Genomic DNA, 17,486 nt, shown 5'->3' on the forward strand with positions numbered 1-17,486 from the left:
ATGCGTTTTTTTGGGTGCAAGCAAGGCCGGATTCCATTCTGACGTGCAACTTGTCCCGACCGACTGCGATACGCTTCCCGGCCGCGTGAGCTGAGCTATTCTGATGGCGTCGACCGCCACGGACCGCGAAGCCACGCCATGCATACAGTCCTGCTTATTTCGAGCGCCCTGCGCTCCCGGCTCCGGATCGTCGGGCTGCTGTTTCTGATGGCGCTCTGGCCGGCGGCCGGGGCTTCGGCGCAGGCGATCCCGCCGGCGGCTCCCGCGCCCGCGCCGGCAACCGCCGCCGCGCTGGGCGGTGGCGACTACATGATGATGAAGATGCTGAGCGAGAGTCAGGACCGCATGGCCGGGTTCCGCGGCAAGCTCGCCCAGCGGCTCCGCGCCACGCCGGACATTCCCTCGGCCATCGTGGCGACCCTGACGGCCCAGAGCCCGACCGGCAATCCCGGCCACTTCCTGCGGGTCATCGGCATCGTCATCGCCCTGCTGGCCGCGGGACATGCGGTGCAGCATGTCTTTTATGAGCGGCCGGTCGCCCGCCGCCTGCTGCCGCGCCGCGCCGCGCCGGATCCGGGCGGTTCGGACCTGGCCGACCGCTTTCCCGGTCTGGTTGCCCGTGCGCTGATGACGGCGGTCGGCATGGTCCTGGCCAGCCTGATCGCATTCGGGCTCGCCACCGCGCTGCTCCCGGACCCGACGCCGATGACCGAAAAGACCGTCATCCTTGCCGGAGTGGGATATCTGCTGGTCTGGGCCATCGGCCTGTTCTGGCGGCTGGTGCTGCCCCCCGGCGGCCATCGGCTGCGGCGCGACCTGACCGCCAGCGGTTCCGTCGGCATCGCCCTGATGACGTGCACCGTCTGGCTGGAGGCGCTGGGGATGCCCGCCGATCCCCATGCGGTGCTGGTCGCGCTGTTCGGGCTGCTGACCGTGCTGGCGACGGTCGGCGCGCTTTATATCCACCGGCGGACGGTCGATCATCTCGTTCTCGCCGGACGCAGGGCCGAAGCGGTCGCGCCGCTGGTGCGGCTGGGCCTGCGCCTGTGGTTTCCCGTGGTGGTCGCCTATTTCGCCTGCGCGTGGGTCGTGCTGGTCAACCGCCTGATTCTCGGCTGGCCGACCGAGTTGCCGCTGCTGCTCGGCGCCTATGCGGTCGCCGGGGCGATCCTGGTCGTTTACGCCACCGTCACCTACGCCACCCACCGGCTGTTCCACCAGCGGCGGCGCCTCTGGTGGTCTGCGGGAGAGCCCGCGGACGGCGACGCCCTGCCCTCCTCTCCCCCGCCGGCCGGCGCCCCCGACAGTTTCGAGGCGCTGGCCCGGCGGGTCGCCGGCATCCTGGCCGCCGCCGCCGGGGTGACGGTGACCCTGTCGGTGTGGAACATCCCGCGCATGCAGGGCGATGCGGCCGAGCACCTCACCAGCATCATGACGATCTGCCTGATCGGCTACGTCGCCCACCAGAGCATCCGCATCTGGATCGACCGCCGGATCGCCGAGGAGGGGCCGGTGCCCGGCACCGTGCCGGGTGACGAGGGCGGTGGCCACGCCTCGGCCAGCCGGCTGGCGACGCTGCTGCCGCTGGTGCGCAACTTCGTGCTGCTGTCGATCATCGGCGCGGTGCTGGTCAGCGTTCTGATGGATCTGGGGGTCAACATCGCGCCGCTGTTCGCCGGGGCGGGCATCGCCGGCATCGCCATCGGCTTCGGCGCGCAGACGCTGATCCGCGACATCTTCTCCGGCGCCTTCTTCCTGATCGACGACGCCTTCCGCAAGGGCGAGTACATCGAGATCGGGAACATCCGCGGCACGGTGGAGAAGATCTCGGTGCGGTCTATGCAGCTCCGCCATCATCGCGGCCCGCTGCACACCGTTCCCTTCGGTGAAATCCACCAGTTGACCAACTATTCGCGCGACTGGGTGATCATGAAGCTGCCGCTGCGCATCACCTACGACACCGATGTCGAGAAGGTGCGCAAGCACATCAAGCAGCTGGGCCAAGCCCTGCTGGAGGATCCCGAACTGGGGCCGAAGTTCCTGCAGCCGCTGAAATCGCAGGGCGTCATCCAGATGGAGGATTCGGCGATGATCCTCCGCGTCAAGTTCATGACCCGCCCCGGTGACCAGTGGGACGTCCGCAAGCGGGTGTTCCAGGAACTCCACGCGCTGTTCCGCCGCGAGGGCATCCGCTTCGCCCATCGCGAGGTGACGGTCCGCTTCGCCGGCGAAGCGACGGTGAACGGCCCCGCCGGCGCCCCGCCCGGAGATGCACCGCGCGGAGACGATGCCCGGACCCTGGCCGCCGGCGCCGTCCTGCACACGCTGGGCGAGGACGGGCCGGACGCCGGGGTCGGAAGCGGCCGGCACTGACGGACGTCAACCTGCCCGATCAGTTGGACGCGGCGCAGAGCTTCTCGCGGGAGGTCTGCTTGGCGGCCTCGGCGGAGAAGCCGTAGGGCTCGATGATCTTGGCGAACTCGCCGGACGCCTTCATCTCGGCCAGCACCTTGTCGAAGGCATCGCGTAGCGCGGTGTCCTGCTTGCGGAAGGCGGCGCCGTCGCAATAGACCGGGGCGCCCTTGACCGGAGCGACCACCTCGATGTTCGGGTCGTTGGCCTTGGCGACCAGATCATGGATCGACAGGACCGGCAGCGAATAGACGTCGATGCGGCCGTCCTGCAGCATCTTCAGGCCGCTCTGCGGGTCGGGGACCACGATCACGCGGTCGCGCGGCACGCCGGCCTGCAGCGCCAGCTTCTCCTCGGTGCCGCCGCCGGGAGCGCCGATCTTGGCGTTGGGGTTCTTGGCGATGTCCTCGTAGGAGGTCAGCTTCAGCGGGTTGCCCTTCTTCAGGGCGAAGGACTCCGCATCGCAGAGGATCGGTTCGGAATAGGCGACCGCCTTGCAGCGTTCCGGCTTCATGAACAGGCCGGCGGTGACGATGTCGAAGCGGCGGGCCTGCAGGCCGGGGATCATCGCGCCATATTCGGAGATCGAGGCGACGACGTCGTTGACCCCCAGCTTCTTCATCACCGCGCGGGCGACGTCGGGGGCGGCGCCCGACACGGTGCCGTCCGGCTTGACGGCGGTGTAGGGCGGTTCGTTGGCGATGCCGATGCGGGCGAAGCCCTGTTCGCGCAGCGTCTCCAGCGTGTCGGCGGCGAAGGCCGGCGCGGCGAGCGTGAGGAGTGCGGCGGCGATGCCGAAGCCTTGGGCGATCTTGAGGTGTTTCATGTCGGCCGTCCCTTGTTCGTGATTTGGTGATTGCCCGGCCGGCGTTCCCCTTGGGGCGCCGGCCCCTGTTTGGTCGGTGTCGTTACCGTTCTTGCAACTTGCCCGCCTTCTGCCGAGGCGGGTTCATACAGGCGGCGGTCAGGATTCGACCGTTCCGACCACCGCGATGCAGTCGCCGGCCTTGACGAGGCCGGGGAAATGGCGGGCCGCCAGGATGCCGTCCAGCGCCGCCCGGTATTCGGAAGGCGCCAGCCCGGTGCGGCCGATGGGATGGATGCGGGCAAGCAGATCGCCCTTGCGTACCGGCTGGCCCAGATCGACGCAGGCCTCGATCAGGCCGCTGTCCTCGGCGAAGCGGAAACAGTCGGCCGACGGCATGTCGAGCCAGCGGCTGGCTTCCGCCGCTTGGGCGTCCGACGGTTGGTCGCCCGTCAGGATCCCGGCGTGGTGCAGCACGTTGCGGACGCCGCGCTTGGCGATGGCGATGGTCTCCGCCCGGCCGGTGCCGCCGCCGCCGAGTTCGGTGGTGACGAAGGTCTTGCCCTGTTCCTCCGCCGCGGTGTCGTACATGCCGACCGCGTCGATCTCCAGCATGCGCATGGAATAGGGCGCGGCGAAGGCGGCCACCGCGGCGAAGCAGCGCGCCTCCTGGTCCTTGTCGGGCAGGATGTGGGCGGCGGCGAAGGGAACGAAATCCAGCGTCCGGCCGCCGGAATGGATGTCCATCACCAGATCGGCCAGCGGCAGCAGCTCGCGGGTGAAGTAATCGGCGATCTTCTGCGTCACCGTGCCGTCCGGGCGGCCGGGAAAGCTGCGGTTCAGGTTGCCCTTGTCGATGGGCGAGGTGCGGGTTCCCGCCTGGAAGGCCGGGTAGTTCATCGCCGGGACGATGATGACGCGGCCGGCGACCCGGTCGGCTGTCAGCGTCTGGGACAGGTCGAACAGGGCGACCGCGCCCTCATACTCGTCGCCATGGTTGGCGCCGGTCAGCAGGGCGGTCGGCCCGCTGCCGTTGCGCACCACGGTGATCGGGATCATCACGGATCCCCAGGCCGAATCGTCGCGGCTGTAGGGCAGCCGCAGGAAGCCGTGCTGCACGCCGTCACGGTCGAAATCGACGGTGGGGGTTATCGGGGAGGGGGCAAGTGTGACGGGCGCCATGGTCAGGACTTCACGAACAGCTTGCGCGGCACGTTGGCCAGGCATTCGACGCCGGTGTCGGTGATGGCGATGCTTTCGGTGATCTCCAGCCCCATATCCTCCAGCCAAAGGCCGGTCATGAAGTGGAAGGTCATGCCGGGCTGGAGTTCGGTGCGGTCGCCGGGGCGCAGGCTCATGGTGCGCTCGCCCCAGTCCGGCGGATAGCTGAGACCGATCGGGTAGCCGGTGCGGTTGTCCTTGGTGATGCCGTAGCGCTTCAGCACGGCGAAGAAGGCATTGGCGATGTCCTCGCAGCTGTTGCCCGGCTTGGCGGCGGCGAGCCCGGCCTCCATCCCCTCCAGCGTCGCCTTCTCGGCGTCGAGGAAGGCCTGGGTCGGCGTGCCGAGGAAGACGGTGCGCGACAGCGGGCAGTGGTAGCGCTTGTAGCAGCCGGCGATCTCGAAGAAGGTGCCCTCCCCCAGCTTCATCGGCCGGTCGTCCCAGGTCAGGTGCGGCGCCGAGGCGTCGGCCCCCGACGGCAGAAGCGGCACGATGGCGGGATAGTCGCCGCCGAAGCCGTCCGCTCCGCCGATGCCGCGGATGCCGGCATCGTAGATCTCGGCGACGAGGTCGCATTTGCGCATGCCCGGCTCGACCCGCTCGACGATGCGGGCGTGCATCGCCTCGACGATGCGGGCGGCCTTGCGCATGTAGTCGAGTTCCTGCTGGCTCTTCACCGCGCGCTGCCAGTTGACCAGCGCCGTCGCGTTCTTGAAGCGGGCATTCGGCAGATGGGTGGTCAGCGACTGGAAGGCGGCGGCGGTGAACCAGTAATTGTCCATCTCGACGCCGATGTTGAGCCCGCCCCAGCCGCGATCCGCCAGGATCGTCGATAGCAGATCCATCGGGTGGCGTTCGGTCGACTGCACGTAATGGTCGGGATAGCCGATGATGCTGTCATGGGCGAGATAGGCGGTGCGCTTGGCGCCGTTGGCGTCCTGGCCGCGGCCGTACCAGATCGGCTCGCCGTGCGGCGGCACGATCACGCATTGGTGGACGTAGAAGGACCAGCCGTCATAGCCGGTCAGCCAGGCCATGTTCGACGGATCAGTGACGATCAGCAGCTCGATGCCGGCCTTGTCCATGGCGGCACGGGTCTTGTCGAGCCGTGCGGCATATTCGGCCCGGCTGAAGTTCAGCGTCGGTTCCAGCATGTCGGTGGTCTCTCTTGTAAGAAGAGGGCTGTTCAGGTCTCGAAGACGGTGCCGGCGCCGGCCGCTAGGGCCCGGCTGCGCGCCAGCGTGGCGATGGCGGTGTCCTGCACCCCGGTTCCGGTGAGGTCGCAGACGGTGATGGCGTCGGTGGACGGCCGGCCGGCGGCCTGCCCGGCGATGACGGCACCCAGTTCGGGGAAGTCGCGGTCGGTGGCGACGATCCCGGCGGCGATGGCGTGATGCAGTTCGCCCAGCCGGCGGGTCTGTTTCAGGCTGTCGGCGACGTAGAGGTCGGCGCGCGACAGGATGGCGGGATCCAGTTCGTTCTTGTGCTCGGCATCCGACCCCATGGCGGTGACATGCTGGCCGGGTTGCAGCCAGTCGGCCGTCAGAATCGGCCGGTCGGCCGGGGTGGTGGTGACGACGATGTCGGCGCCGGCGACCGCCGCCCTGCCCTCCTCCGCGGCGTGCACCGGGATGCCCAGCCGCTCCGACAGGCGGGCGGCGGTGGCGGCGGCGCGCTCGGGCTGGCGTGCCCAGATGCGGGCCTCGCGGATCGGGCGGACCAGGGTCAACGCCTCCAACTGCAACGCCGCCTGCACCCCGGCGCCGAAGATTGCGGCGACGGCGCTGTCGGGGCGCGACAGATGTTTGGCGGCGACCGCCCCCGCCGCGGCGGTGCGCACGTCGGTCAGATAGCCGTTGTCGAGCAGCAGCGCTTCGACCAGCCCGGTCCGGCTGCTCAGCAGCACCATCAGCCCGTTGACGCTGGGCAGGCCGAGCGCCGGGTTGCCGAAGAAGCCGGGGCTGATCTTGATGGCGAAGCCGTCGAGGCCGGGGACATAGGCGGTCTTGACGTCGACCTCGCCCCGATATTCCGGGATGTCGAGCCGCAGGATCGGCGGCATCGCCACCGGGCGGGTGGCCAGCGCCAGGAAGGCGTCCTCGACGCAGGCGACGGCGTCGCGGTCGAGCGGAACGATCCGCCGAAGCTCCGCCTCGGTCAGGATGGTCATGCGGGGCATGAATGGGCTCCGGTGATGATGCGGCGGTGCAGGTCCATGGCGATGTTGCGGCCGGACAGCAGCGCGATCGTGGGGCCGCGCGGCGTCACCTTGCCGGCGAGAAGCGCGGCGATGCCGACGGCGCCGGCACCCTCGACGATCTCCTGCTCGGCGGAATAGGCGTGCTCGATGCCGGCTGCGATCTCGTCCTCGGTCAGCAGGACGACGTCGTCGAGCAGGCTGGCGGCGAGGCGGTGGGTGTAGCGGTTGTCGAGGCCGATGCCGCCGCCGAGCGAATCCGCCAGCGTCTCCAACTCCTCGACCAGGACCGGGTGCCCGGCCTTCAGGCTGGCATGCATGGCGGCGCCGCGCTCCATCGAGACGCCGATCACCCGCAATCCGGGCCGCAGCGCCTTGGCCGCCAGCGCCACGCCGCCGATCAGGCCGCCGCCCGACAGCGGCACCAGCAGCAACTCGGCATCGGGAACCGCCTCGATGATCTCCAGCCCCAGCGTGCCTTGCCCGGCGATGACGTCGGCATGGTCGAAGGGGGGGACGGTGGCGAACCCCTCCTCGCGGACCAGCCGGTCGACTTCGACCTGGGCGTCGTCCTGGGAGCGGCCGACGATGCGGATCTCGGCGCCCAGCGCCCGGATGCCCTCGACCTTGTTGGATGGGACCAGCGCCGACATGCAGACGACGCAGCGGACGCCGGCCTGTGCGGCGGCATGGGCGAGCGCCCGGCCATGGTTGCCGGTGGAGGCCGCCGCGACTCCCGTCGCCAGAGCCTCGCGCGGCAGGGCCGACAGCGCGTTGGTGGCGCCGCGCAGCTTGAAGCTGCCGGTGGTCTGGCGGGTTTCCAGCTTCAGGAGGACCGGGGCGCCGCAGCGGGCGGTCAGGCTGGGCGAGGCCACGGTCGGCGTCGCCGCGATCCGCCCGGCCAGCCGCGCGCGGGCGCGGAAGACATCCTCCAGGCCGATGCTGCGCTCGGTCATGACCCGGTCGATCATTTCTGGGCCTCCCCCGGCAGCGGCAAAGTCATCAGACGCCCGCCTTCGGGCCGGGGACGCTCGTCGCCGCACAGGCGCAAGGTGGCCCAGGCGGTGGCCTGGTTGCTGGTGACGACGGGACGGCCGACCGCCGCCTCGATCTCGGCAGCGACGCCGGCGGAGCGCAGGGCGGTGCAGGAGATGAACAGCGCGTCGGCGTCGGGCGCCATCGCCTCGACGGCGGCGCGCACCAGGCTGGCCGGCGCGATGCGCGCCATCTCGCGGTCGTCGTCCAGACCGAAGCAGGTGAAGCGCGCGATGTCGAAGCCGTGCTCGGAGAAATAGACCGCCATCGGCCGGCTGGTCTCTTCGGTGTAGGGGGTCAGCACGGCGATCCGCCGGGCGCCGAACGCCGACAGGGCGCGGCGGGCGGCGGCGGGTGGCGTGATGACGGGAACGCCCGGCTTGGCCGAAGCGATGGCCTCCTCGATGGCGTCGTCGCCCATCACGACGCTGGCCGAGGTGCAGGAATAGCAGATGGCGTCGAGCGGTTCGTCGGGCAGGATCAGCGCCGCCCCTTCGGCGAGGCGCGGCTGCATGCGGCGCAGATTCTCCGGCGTCGTCGGGTTGGCGTAGGCGATGCGCGCGGTGTAGACGCCGATGCGCTCACTCGCGACCATGCGGCGGAAATCCGGCTCGGTCGTGTGGTCGGTCGCCAGGACGACGAGGCCCACGCGCTTTTCCACCGGTCGGTCGTCGAAGGCCAGCGTCGTGTCCGAGCGCAGGATGGGAATGGAGGGCATGGCTCGAAAACTCCAGAGATCGGCTTGCTGCAATCAGCGTGTCCGCAGTCAGCGGGTGGGCCGGAACCGGCGCTCCAGCAGGTGCAGGGCGGGCACGGCGATCAGGCTGATGCACAGGAACAGGACGCCGACCAGCGTCATCGGCTCCAGATAGCGGTAGTTGCTGTTGGCGACGCTGCGGGCCTCGCTCATCAGCTCGATCACCGTGATGGCGGAGAGCAGAGGCGTTTCCTTGAACATCGCGACGAAGTAGTTCGCCAGCGCCGGGATCATCGGCGGGATCGCCTGCGGCAGGATGATGTGCCGCCAAGTCTGATAGGGCGTGAGGTTGCAGGCCTTCGCCGCCTCCCACTGGCCGCGCGGCGTGTTGTCGATGCCGGCGCGGAAGACCTCAGAGGTGTAGGTCGCGTAATGGAGGCCTAGCCCCACCACCCCGGCGGTCAGCGGCGACAGCAGCACCCCCAGTTCCGGCAGCACGTAGAACAGGAAATACAGCTGCACCAGCAGCGGCGTGCCGCGGATGAACTCCACCACGAAGCCGGTGGTGCGCGCCACCGCCCGGCTTTTGGACCGGCGCAGCAGGGCGAAGCCCAGCCCGGCGGCGGCGGCCAGCATGGAGCCGAGCAGCGTCGCCAGCAGCGTGATGCGCAGGCCGTCCAGCAGCGTCGGCATGATCTCGCGGACGAATTCCCAATCCCATTCCATGGCCGGTTCCTCAGGTGCGCAGCCCGTCGAGGCCGCGGGTCATGCGGCGCTCCAGGGTTTTCATGCCGAACGAGATCAGGCTGGCATAGGCGAAGTAGATGACCAGGACGGTCAGGAAGGGCATGGCGGTGCTGCCGGTCTGCGAACGCACCACCTGCGCCTGGAAGGTCAGGTCGCTGAGCGAGATCAGCGAGACGACCGAGGTCGCCTTCAAAAGCTCGATGGCGTTGTTGCAGAAGGTCGGAACCATCACCACCGCCGCCTGCGGCAGCAGCACATGGCGCAGGCTCTGCCAGCGCGTCAGGTTCAGGGCGACGCAGGCCTCGTGCTGTTCGCGGCCGATGGACTGCACCGCCGACCGCACCACCTCCGCACCATAGGCGCCGACATTCAGCCCCAGCGCCAGCACGCCGGCCTGCAGCGGCGTCAGCGTCACCCCCATCAACGGCAGGACGAAATAGGCCCAGAACAGCTGGACGAAGATCGATGTGCCGCGGAAGAACTCGATGTAGGCGACGGACAGGGCGCGCACGGCGGAGAAACGCGACAGCCGGCCCAGCCCGGCGAGGAAGGCGGCCGGCAGTGCCAGCGCGCAGCCGAGCACGGTCAGCTTCGCCGTCACCAGCGCGCCGTCCAGCATCAAGCCCATATAGCCGGCCCAATCAGCCATGAAGCCGAAATCTCCTGCGTTCGGAATGGATGCGGCAAGAGCGCCTGTCGTCGGCGCAAACGGTCAGATCCGCTGGCCGGCCGCGATGATCTTTTTCAAAAAGGTCTGGGTCCGCTCGTGCGACGGGTTGGTGAACAGCACGTCGGGCGGCCCTTCCTCCACGATGCGGCCGCGGTCGAAGAACAGCACGCGGTCGGCGAAATCGTGGGCGAAGCTCATCTCGTGGGTCACCAGCAGCATGGTCATGTCGGTGGTGGACCCCAGCATCCGCATGACGCTCAGCACCTCTTCCACCAGTTCGGGGTCGAGCGCCGAGGTCACCTCGTCGAACAGCATGATCCTGGGCTGCAGCGCCAGGGCGCGGGCGATGGCCACCCGCTGCTTCTGGCCGCCGGACAGCTGGGCCGGCATGGCGCGGGCCTTGTCGGCGAGGCCGACGAGGTCCAGCAACTCCATCGCCCGCCGCTCGGCATCCGCCTTTTTGACGCCCTTGGTCAGCATCGGCGCCAGCGTGATGTTGTCCAGCACGCATTTGTGCGGGAACAGGTTGAACAGCTGGAACACCATGCCGATCTTGGTCCGCATCCGGTGCAGATGCGCCTCGTCGGCGGGGACCAGACGGCCGTTGCGCTCCATCTGGAACAGGTTCTCGCCATCGATGCGGATGGTGCCGCCTTCGATGGTCTCCAGCGTCATCAGCGTCCGCAGGATCGTCGTCTTGCCGGAACCGGACGGCCCGATCAGCGCCAGCTTCTCCCCTGGACGGACTGAAAAGCACAAGTCTTTCAGCACGGTGTGCGAGCCGTAGCGTTTGGTGACGCAGTCGATGTCGATGATTGTATCGGTCACACCGGTCTTCCCTTGCAATGTTGGCGACCGTGGATGTGCGTGAACGATGCGGGACCGCCTAAATCATGTCAATCCGGAAAATCAAATCATGACAATGTAGTGCCTGTCATATGGCGAGCAGCACCGGCTCCGGGTCGCTGTTCAGCAGATTGACGATCACGCGCAGGCCGGCGTGAAGCTCCGCCTCGGTGGTGGAGCCGATGGAGACGCGCAGCGCGTCGGGCCGCGTGCCGGGGCCGATGGCGAAGGCCGATCCGGGCGCCAGCGCCACCCCCTGGTGGCGGGCATGCGACACGAAGGTCGCCTCCGGCCGCCCTTCGCCCAGCGGCAGCCACAGATGCAGCCCCTCGGCATGGCTGCGGTGGGGAATGCCATGCAGGATTTCCGCGGCCAGCGCGTGGCGGCGGTGCAGCGCCTTGCGCTGCCACTCCACCATCTCCATCGCGAAACCGCTCTCGACCCAGCGTGTGGCGATCTCGGCGACGATGGGCGTGGCGATCCAGTTGGTCACCAGATGGCGGTTGGTGACGGCGGCGAGCAGCCGGTCGGGAACCACCAGATAGCCGGTGCGCAGGCCGGGCATCACCGTCTTGGTGAAGCTGGTGACGTAGAGCGTCCGCTCCGGCGCCAGGGCCGCCAGCGGCGGGCGCCGGTCGCTCAGCAGGGGGCCGAGCGGGTCGTTCTCGACGATCGACAGATTGTGGCGCTGGGCCAGCCGCGCGATCTCGGCGCGCCGGGCCTCGCCCATGTGGGTCGCGGTGGCGTTGATCGGATTCGGCATGACGAACAGCGCCTTGGCCATACCGTCCCGGCAGGCGACGTCGAGCGCGTCGGGCCGGATTCCTTCCTCGTCGATGGCGACGCCGCGCAGCTTGATGCCGAGATAGGAGGCGAGCGGCAGCAGCGTGTGGTGCCCGACCTCCTCCGTCACCACGGTCGATCCGGGAGGGGCGGCGGCCATCAGGGCGATGGTCATGCCGGCGGTGGCGCCGTTGGTCAGGGTGACGTTGGCCGCCGTGGTCTCCACCCCGCAATGGCGCAGCCAGGATACCGCCGTCGCCCGGTGGCGGGCGAACAGGGTGTTGGGGCGGAAGGACAGCACGACGGCCGGCGGCAGGCTGGCGGACAGTTCCACCAGCGCCTGCCGCATCGCCTCGACATGCAGCGGCTCGCACACCGGCTTGAGGATCGACAGGTCGATCACCTCGTCGGTGCGCTGGGGGATATAGGGCGGATCGACCTCGGTCTGCGCTGCGCGGATGAAGGTGCCGCGGCCGGTCTCCCCGCTGATCAGGCCGCGCCGGATCAATTCCTCGTAGGCGCGGCTGACGGTCTGGACGGAAATGCCCAATTCGTCGGCAAGCTGCCGGTGAGTGGGCAGCTGGTCGCCGACCGCCAGTTGGCCTTGCGTTATCGCCCGCTGCACCTGATCGGCCAGCGAGAGATAGACGGGCCTGCTCAAAGCCGATGCATCGGGGTGCCAATTTGTCATGCAACATTTCTGCTGGAAATCATCACATTTGACAATGGCGGAAAGCATGGACATCGTCGGGTTGTCACTTTTCCCAAGGCGGCCGGCCCATGTCTGACCTGAAGCTCGATCCCATCGACCTGCGCATCCTGTCGGAAATCCAGCGCGACGGCCGCATCACCAAGCTGGCGCTGGCCGACCGGGTGGGGCTGTCGCCGACGCCCTGCTGGGTACGTCTGCGCCGGCTGGAGGAGGCCGGCATCGTCACCGGCTATCACGCCCGGCTGGCCCTGCGGCAGGTGACGCCCTTCGCCATGGCGCTGGTCGAGGTGACGCTGGGCAGCCACCGGCAGGCCGATTTCGACCGGTTCGAACGGGCGGTGCGGGCGGAACCCGGCATCGTCTCCTGCTGGTCCGTCGGCGGCGGGCTCGACTATGTCCTGCGGGTGGTGGCGCGTGACGTGGACGCCTATCAGCGCATCATCGACCGGCTGCTGGAGGGCGACGCCGGGATCGACCGTTACTTCACCTACATCGTGACCCGCACGGTGAAGGACGACGCGGCGATGCCGCTGGAGGCGCTGATGGAGGAGCCGGGCGGGTCCGTACCATCGTGAGAGAGACTTTCTCTTCCACCCCGCCCCGGCAAAGAGACAGTCTCCGCCAAGCAGGCCCAGTTCGGACACAGTCTCCACCGCATCACCGCTAGACTCCGGATCACCGGCGCTTCTGCGCCCCACTATTCCGGAGGTGCCCATGACCGCGCAGCTGTCCCGCCTGGACCGTCACGACGCCGTCAGCCGCCTGACCGACCGCCGCCTGCTGCGCGAACTCGCCTATGTCGGCGGACGCTGGACCGCAGCCCCGGACAATTCCACCTTCCCGGTGACCGATCCGGCCAGCGGACGGACGCTCGCCCATGTCGCGGCGCTGGACGCCGCCCAGGCGACCGCCGCCGTCACCGCGGCATCGGCAGCGTTCCCGGCCTGGAGCGCCCGGCTGCCGCAGGACCGCGCCGCCCGCCTGCGCGACTGGTTCGACCGCATCACCGCCGCCCGGGAGGATCTCGCCCTGCTGATGACGCTGGAGCAGGGCAAGCCGCTCGCCGAATCGCGGGGGGAGATCGACTATGCCGCCTCCTTCGTCGAGTGGTACGCCGAGGAATCCAAGCGGGGCGGCGTCGAGAGTATCGCCAGCCATCTCCCCGGTGCCGAAATGCTGCTGCGGCGGGAGGCGCTGGGCGTGGTCGGCATGGCGACGCCGTGGAACTTCCCGTCGGCCATGCTGACGCGCAAGGCGGCGGCGGCGCTGGCGGCCGGCTGCACCGTGGTGGCGCATGCGTCCTCCGAGACGCCGCTGTCGGCACTGGCGCTGGCGGAACTGGCGGAGCGGGCGGGCATCCCCGCCGGCGTGTTCAACGTCCTGACCGGCGATCCCGAACCGCTGGTCGGCGCGCTGTGCGACGATTCCCGCGTCCGCGCCATGAGCTTCACCGGCTCCACGGAAATCGGCAGCCGCATCGCCGCGCGCTGCGCGCCCACCATGAAGCGGCTGGTGATGGAATTGGGCGGCCATGCGCCGCTGCTGGTCTTCGCCGACGCCGACCTCCAGCGGGCGGTGGACATCGCCATCGACGCGAAGTTCGCCACCTCCGGCCAGGACTGCCTCGCCGCCAACCGCATCTATGTGCAGCGCCCACTCTACGACTCCTTCTGCGCCGCCTTCACCGCCCGCAGCGCCGCGCTGCGCGTCGGGCCGGGGCTGGAGCCGGAGGTGCAGATCGGACCGCTGATGAACGAGCGGGCCGTCGACAAATGCGCACGCCACGTCCGCGACGCGGTGGACCGCGGCGCCCGCTGCCTGACCGGCGGCGAAATCCATCCCGCCGGCCCGCTGTTCTACCGGCCCACCGTGCTGGCCGACGTGGCGCCGGACTCGCTGATCCTGCGCGAGGAGACCTTCGGTCCGGTTGCCGCGATCCTGCCCTTCGATGACGAGGCGGAGGTGGTGGCCCGCGCCAACGACACCGAATTCGGCCTCGTCGCCTATCTGGTGACCCGCGACGCCGGCCGGATTCTGCGCCTGTCGCGGTCGCTGCAGTACGGCATGGTGGCGGTCAACCGGTTGAAGATCACCGGCGCCCCGGTCCCCTTCGGTGGGGTCAAGCAATCCGGCCTTGGCCGCGAAGGCTCGCGCCATGGGATGGAGGCCTTCACCGAGCTGAAATACGTCTGCCTCGACGCCGCCTGAACCAAGATTCATATCGGGAAAGAAACGTCATGACCGACCTGACCAACGAGCTGACCGCCTGGGACCGCGACCATTTCTTCCACCCGTCGACCCACATGGCGGCACATGCCCGCGGCGACACGCCGACCCGCGTCGTCACCGGCGGCGAAGGCGTCTATATCTCCGACCGTGACGGCAAGCGCAGCCTGGACGCCTTCGCCGGACTCTATTGCGTCAATGTCGGCTATGGCCGCCGCGAGATCGCCGATGCCATCGCCGAGCAGGCCGGCAAGCTCGCCTATTATCACGCCTATGTCGGGCATGGCAGCGAGCCGTCGATCACGCTGGCCAAGATGATCATCGACCGCGCGCCCGCCGGGATGTCGCGCGTCTATTTCGGCCTGTCGGGATCGGACGCGAACGAGACCAACATCAAGCTGGTCTGGTATTACAACAACATCCTCGGCCGGCCGGAAAAGAAGAAGATCATCTCGCGCTGGCGCGGCTATCACGGGTCGGGGGTGATGACCGGCAGCCTGACCGGGCTGGAGCTGTTCCACAAGGCCTTCGACCTGCCGCGCCCGCCGGTGCTGCACACCGAAGCCCCTTATTACTTCCGCCGCGCCGACCGCAGCATGAGCGAGGAGCAGTTCTCCCAGCACTGCGCCGACCAGCTGGAGGCGATGATCCTGGCGGAGGGGCCGGAGACCGTCGCCGCCTTCATCGGCGAGCCGGTTCTGGGCACCGGCGGCATCGTCCCGCCGCCCGCCGGCTATTGGGAGAAGATCCAGGCGGTGCTGACCAAGTACGACATCCTGCTGATCGCCGACGAGGTGGTGACCGGGTTCGGCCGGCTCGGCAGCATGTTCGGGTCCGACCATTACGGCATCAAGCCGGACCTCATCACCATCGCCAAGGGCCTGACCTCCGCCTATGCGCCGCTGTCGGGCGTGATCGTCGGCGACCGGGTGTGGAAGGTGCTGGAACAGGGTTCCGATCAGCTCGGGCCCATCGGCCATGGCTGGACGTATTCGGCGCATCCGCTCTGCGCCGCTGCCGGCGTGGCGAACCTGGAGCTGATCGACAAGCTCGATCTGGTGACCAACGCGGGCGAGACCGGCGGCTATTTCCGCGCCGCGCTGGCCGATGCGCTGGGCGGGCATCCGATGGTCGGCGAGGTGCGCGGCGAGGGCATGCTGGCGGCGGTGGAGTTCGTCGCCGACAAGGACGACCGCCGCTTCTTCCCGGCCGAGGCGAAGGTCGGACCGCGCCTGTCCGCCGCACTGCTGGAACGCGGCGTCATCGCCCGCGCCATGCCGCAGGGCGACATCCTCGGCTTCGCCCCGCCACTCTGCCTGACGCGGGAGGAGGCCGACATCGTGGTGGCCGCCACCGCCAAGGCGGTGAAGGCGGTCGCGGCCGAACTCTGAGAAAGGCTACTTCCGCCGGGCAAGCGCCTCCATCTCCTTGGCCCATCCGCTGTAATTGCGGTGGTAGTCACGCAAGGCCGGATCGTCCCTGGTCCGCTCCGCCATTGCCCGGAACAGCGGGGCCTGGGCGGCGGCGATCTCCACGGCATCCGGCCGGCGCGTGGCGGTGAGGAAGGAAGACAGGCTGGTGACCAGATTGCCGCCGGTCGGCTTGGCCGCCAGCTTCGCCAGCTCGTCGACGATCCACGGCATGTATTTCAGCACATAGTCGGCGTAACGCTGGATCACCGGCGCCTGGTCGAGCAGGTCGCCCCGCTCGCGGTCGAAATCCTTGCGGTCGAGGATGGCGTGATTGGCATAGACGACCGGCGCCGAGGCCGAGGTGTCGCACTGCCAGCCCTTGCGCGGGATCAGCAGGTCGGCCTGATCCTTCTCCTCGCGATAGGGGTAGAAGGGCATGGTGCGGCAGCGCGACGGCTTGTCCTCATGGATGCCGCACAGCCCGTCCTCCCGCAGTTCCGGACAGGGGTGGGAGGTCGGCAGGTAGGCGGTCGGCACGATCAGCACCGCCACCGTCTTGCGGTTGGGCAGCCGCACCGTGGCGCCCAGCCGGGTCGCCAGCTCGTAGGACCGGGCGTTCTGCCGCACCGGCGTCCACACCATCGCCAGCGGGAAACGGCCGGCATGGGCGACGGCGTCCGCCAGCGTCAGCGGCAGCCAGCCGTGGCAGCATTTGCCGCAGGCGGTGCAGGAGAAACGCGGTTCCATCGCGGCGCCCCTCCGGTCACTTGCCGCAGCAGGCTTTGTATTTCTTGCCGGATCCGCAGGGGCAGGGCTCGTTGCGTCCGACCTTCACCACCCGGCGCGGCTCGCCCTTCGGGTTGACCTCGCCGCTGACATACAGCCACCGCCCATCCTCCCGGCGGAAGCTTGCCCGTTCGTGATGGCGCATGTCCTTGCCGTCCTTGCGGAACTGGATCTGGAACTCCACCACCGCGCTGTCGCCCTCCTCGGCGGCGCGCAGGATGTCGAGCCGCTGCCATTCCGATTCCTCCGCCACCCGCTCCGCCTCGCCGCGGTTGAAGTCGTCGCGGATTTCCGGAGCGTGGGTGCGCTCGACATGGTCCAGCTCGTGGCGGACGAAGGCGGTGTAGCGGGACCGCATCAGCGCCTCGGCGGTCGGTGCCGGCTCCCCGGCCAGGATGGGGCCGCAGCAGTCTTCGAAGGAACGGCCGGAACAGCAGGGGCAAGACGACATCGTTGGTCCTCGGTTAAAGGTGGCAAGACTATCAGAAGGCGACCACCAGCGCCACGTAGCGGGCGGCCTTGCCGATGGTCACCAGCAGCAGGAATATCCAGAAATTCTCCCGCAGGATGCCGGCGACCAGGGTCAGCGGGTCGCCGATGAAGGGCGCCCAGGCCAGCAGCAGGGACCATACCCCCCATTTCTGATACCAGGCGGTGGCGCGGTCGATCAGCGAGGCCTTAACCGGAAACCAGCGGCGGTCGCGGAAATGGATCAGGTAGCGGCCGAGCAGCCAGTTCACCACCGACCCCAGCACATTGCCGACGGTGGCGACGAGCACCAGCGTCGGCGTCGAATGGGTCCCGGCCATATGCATGCCGGCCAGAACCACCTCCGACTGGGCCGGCAGGATCGTCGCCGCCAGCAGCGCCGCGCTGAACAGGCCGGCCAGACCGGCGAAATCATCCATGAGACCTCCGTCGGATCGGCGGGCGTCGG

The 17,486-nt window shown here is 68.9% G+C and carries 17 protein-coding genes; 4 read left to right on the forward strand and 13 right to left on the reverse strand.

All coding sequences use genetic code 11. The features are described 5' to 3' along the window. Positions 1-138 precede the first annotated feature (138 nt). Positions 139-2,373: a mechanosensitive ion channel family protein gene (locus B9N97_RS00430; protein WP_085082224.1), complete on the forward strand. Its 2,235-nt coding sequence runs from the start codon at positions 139-141 to the stop codon at positions 2,371-2,373. Positions 2,374-2,392: 19 nt separating this feature from the next. Here B9N97_RS00430 and ehuB read toward each other — a convergent pair whose 3' ends face one another. From ehuB to B9N97_RS00480, 10 genes are all read right to left on the reverse strand, one after another. Next, entirely contained in the window at positions 2,393-3,238 is an 846-nt protein-coding gene (gene ehuB, locus B9N97_RS00435) for an ectoine/hydroxyectoine ABC transporter substrate-binding protein EhuB (protein ID WP_085082226.1), read from the reverse strand. A 138-nt stretch (positions 3,239-3,376) separates the two neighbouring features. Continuing rightward, positions 3,377-4,399 (reverse strand): N(2)-acetyl-L-2,4-diaminobutanoate deacetylase DoeB, encoded by a 1,023-nt coding sequence (doeB, locus tag B9N97_RS00440; RefSeq protein ID WP_208621104.1) that lies wholly within the window; start codon positions 4,397-4,399, stop codon positions 3,377-3,379. A 2-nt stretch (positions 4,400-4,401) separates the two neighbouring features. Further along, complete coding sequence (gene doeA, locus B9N97_RS00445) at positions 4,402-5,592, reverse strand: ectoine hydrolase DoeA (protein ID WP_085082230.1); 1,191 nt, start codon at positions 5,590-5,592, stop codon at positions 4,402-4,404. Positions 5,593-5,624: 32 nt separating this feature from the next. Further along, positions 5,625-6,617, reverse strand: coding sequence for an ectoine utilization protein EutC (eutC, locus tag B9N97_RS00450; protein ID WP_085082232.1), 993 nt, complete (start codon positions 6,615-6,617; stop codon positions 5,625-5,627). Continuing rightward, on the reverse strand, positions 6,605-7,606 hold the full coding sequence (eutB, locus tag B9N97_RS00455; protein WP_244560475.1) for a hydroxyectoine utilization dehydratase EutB: 1,002 nt from the start codon (positions 7,604-7,606) through the stop codon (positions 6,605-6,607). Before eutB ends, eutC begins: the two co-directional genes overlap by 13 nt. Continuing rightward, positions 7,603-8,388 (reverse strand): ectoine utilization protein EutA, encoded by a 786-nt coding sequence (gene eutA / locus B9N97_RS00460; protein WP_085082234.1) that lies wholly within the window; start codon positions 8,386-8,388, stop codon positions 7,603-7,605. Before eutA ends, eutB begins: the two co-directional genes overlap by 4 nt. A 48-nt stretch (positions 8,389-8,436) precedes the next feature. Continuing rightward, on the reverse strand, positions 8,437-9,093 hold the full coding sequence (ehuD, locus tag B9N97_RS00465; RefSeq protein ID WP_085082236.1) for an ectoine/hydroxyectoine ABC transporter permease subunit EhuD: 657 nt from the start codon (positions 9,091-9,093) through the stop codon (positions 8,437-8,439). Positions 9,094-9,103: 10 nt separating this feature from the next. Further along, entirely contained in the window at positions 9,104-9,763 is a 660-nt protein-coding gene (ehuC, locus tag B9N97_RS00470) for an ectoine/hydroxyectoine ABC transporter permease subunit EhuC (RefSeq protein WP_085082238.1), read from the reverse strand. A gap of 63 nt (positions 9,764-9,826) precedes the next feature. Next, positions 9,827-10,612 (reverse strand): ectoine/hydroxyectoine ABC transporter ATP-binding protein EhuA, encoded by a 786-nt coding sequence (gene ehuA / locus B9N97_RS00475; protein WP_085082240.1) that lies wholly within the window; start codon positions 10,610-10,612, stop codon positions 9,827-9,829. A 106-nt stretch (positions 10,613-10,718) separates the two neighbouring features. Continuing rightward, on the reverse strand, positions 10,719-12,104 hold the full coding sequence (locus B9N97_RS00480; RefSeq protein WP_085083225.1) for a MocR-like ectoine utilization transcription factor EhuR: 1,386 nt from the start codon (positions 12,102-12,104) through the stop codon (positions 10,719-10,721). A gap of 89 nt (positions 12,105-12,193) precedes the next feature. On the opposite strand from B9N97_RS00480, the gene B9N97_RS00485 reads away from it, so the two are divergent. From B9N97_RS00485 to B9N97_RS00495, 3 genes are all read left to right on the forward strand, one after another. Then, positions 12,194-12,700, forward strand: a complete 507-nt coding sequence (locus B9N97_RS00485; protein WP_085082242.1) for an Lrp/AsnC family transcriptional regulator — start codon at positions 12,194-12,196, stop codon at positions 12,698-12,700. A 139-nt stretch (positions 12,701-12,839) separates the two neighbouring features. After that, positions 12,840-14,333 carry an NAD-dependent succinate-semialdehyde dehydrogenase gene (locus B9N97_RS00490; RefSeq protein WP_085082244.1) on the forward strand — a complete coding sequence of 498 codons (1,494 nt, stop codon included), beginning with the start codon at positions 12,840-12,842 and terminating at the stop codon, positions 14,331-14,333. 29 nt (positions 14,334-14,362) lie between these two features. Next, a complete protein-coding gene (locus B9N97_RS00495; RefSeq protein WP_085082246.1) occupies positions 14,363-15,742 on the forward strand; it encodes an aspartate aminotransferase family protein in 1,380 nt (459 codons plus the stop codon). 6 nt (positions 15,743-15,748) lie between these two features. On the opposite strand, the gene B9N97_RS00500 is transcribed toward B9N97_RS00495, so the two are convergent. Genes B9N97_RS00500 through B9N97_RS00510 form a run of 3 tightly spaced genes read right to left on the reverse strand, consistent with a single transcriptional unit; the run spans position 15,749 to position 17,457 of the window. After that, complete coding sequence (locus tag B9N97_RS00500; protein WP_085082248.1) at positions 15,749-16,510, reverse strand: YkgJ family cysteine cluster protein; 762 nt, start codon at positions 16,508-16,510, stop codon at positions 15,749-15,751. Between the two features lie 16 nt (positions 16,511-16,526). Continuing rightward, positions 16,527-17,000, reverse strand: a complete 474-nt coding sequence (locus B9N97_RS00505; protein ID WP_085082250.1) for a YchJ family protein — start codon at positions 16,998-17,000, stop codon at positions 16,527-16,529. A 31-nt stretch (positions 17,001-17,031) separates the two neighbouring features. Continuing rightward, positions 17,032-17,457: a YqaA family protein gene (locus B9N97_RS00510; RefSeq protein WP_085082252.1), complete on the reverse strand. Its 426-nt coding sequence runs from the start codon at positions 17,455-17,457 to the stop codon at positions 17,032-17,034. Positions 17,458-17,486: the final 29 nt, after the last annotated feature.

Source organism: Azospirillum oryzae (assembly GCF_900177515.1).
In the GTDB taxonomy this organism is placed as follows: domain Bacteria; phylum Pseudomonadota; class Alphaproteobacteria; order Azospirillales; family Azospirillaceae; genus Azospirillum; species Azospirillum oryzae_A.

Excerpts from the sequence above, each read along its gene's own strand:
- B9N97_RS00430 (WP_085082224.1), top strand. The coding sequence starts at position 139 with ATGCATACAGTCCTGCTTATTTCGAGCGCCCTGCGCTCCCGGCTCCGG.
- ehuB (WP_085082226.1), bottom strand. The coding sequence starts at position 3,238 with ATGAAACACCTCAAGATCGCCCAAGGCTTCGGCATCGCCGCCGCACTC.
- doeB (WP_208621104.1), bottom strand. The coding sequence starts at position 4,399 with ATGGCGCCCGTCACACTTGCCCCCTCCCCGATAACCCCCACCGTCGAT.
- doeA (WP_085082230.1), bottom strand. The coding sequence starts at position 5,592 with ATGCTGGAACCGACGCTGAACTTCAGCCGGGCCGAATATGCCGCACGG.
- eutC (WP_085082232.1), bottom strand. The coding sequence starts at position 6,617 with ATGCCCCGCATGACCATCCTGACCGAGGCGGAGCTTCGGCGGATCGTT.
- eutB (WP_244560475.1), bottom strand. The coding sequence starts at position 7,606 with ATGATCGACCGGGTCATGACCGAGCGCAGCATCGGCCTGGAGGATGTC.
- eutA (WP_085082234.1), bottom strand. The coding sequence starts at position 8,388 with ATGCCCTCCATTCCCATCCTGCGCTCGGACACGACGCTGGCCTTCGAC.
- ehuD (WP_085082236.1), bottom strand. The coding sequence starts at position 9,093 with ATGGAATGGGATTGGGAATTCGTCCGCGAGATCATGCCGACGCTGCTG.
- ehuC (WP_085082238.1), bottom strand. The coding sequence starts at position 9,763 with ATGGCTGATTGGGCCGGCTATATGGGCTTGATGCTGGACGGCGCGCTG.
- B9N97_RS00480 (WP_085083225.1), bottom strand. The coding sequence starts at position 12,104 with ATGACAAATTGGCACCCCGATGCATCGGCTTTGAGCAGGCCCGTCTAT.
- B9N97_RS00485 (WP_085082242.1), top strand. The coding sequence starts at position 12,194 with ATGTCTGACCTGAAGCTCGATCCCATCGACCTGCGCATCCTGTCGGAA.
- B9N97_RS00490 (WP_085082244.1), top strand. The coding sequence starts at position 12,840 with ATGACCGCGCAGCTGTCCCGCCTGGACCGTCACGACGCCGTCAGCCGC.
- B9N97_RS00495 (WP_085082246.1), top strand. The coding sequence starts at position 14,363 with ATGACCGACCTGACCAACGAGCTGACCGCCTGGGACCGCGACCATTTC.
- B9N97_RS00500 (WP_085082248.1), bottom strand. The coding sequence starts at position 16,510 with ATGGAACCGCGTTTCTCCTGCACCGCCTGCGGCAAATGCTGCCACGGC.
- B9N97_RS00505 (WP_085082250.1), bottom strand. The coding sequence starts at position 17,000 with ATGTCGTCTTGCCCCTGCTGTTCCGGCCGTTCCTTCGAAGACTGCTGC.
- B9N97_RS00510 (WP_085082252.1), bottom strand. The coding sequence starts at position 17,457 with ATGGATGATTTCGCCGGTCTGGCCGGCCTGTTCAGCGCGGCGCTGCTG.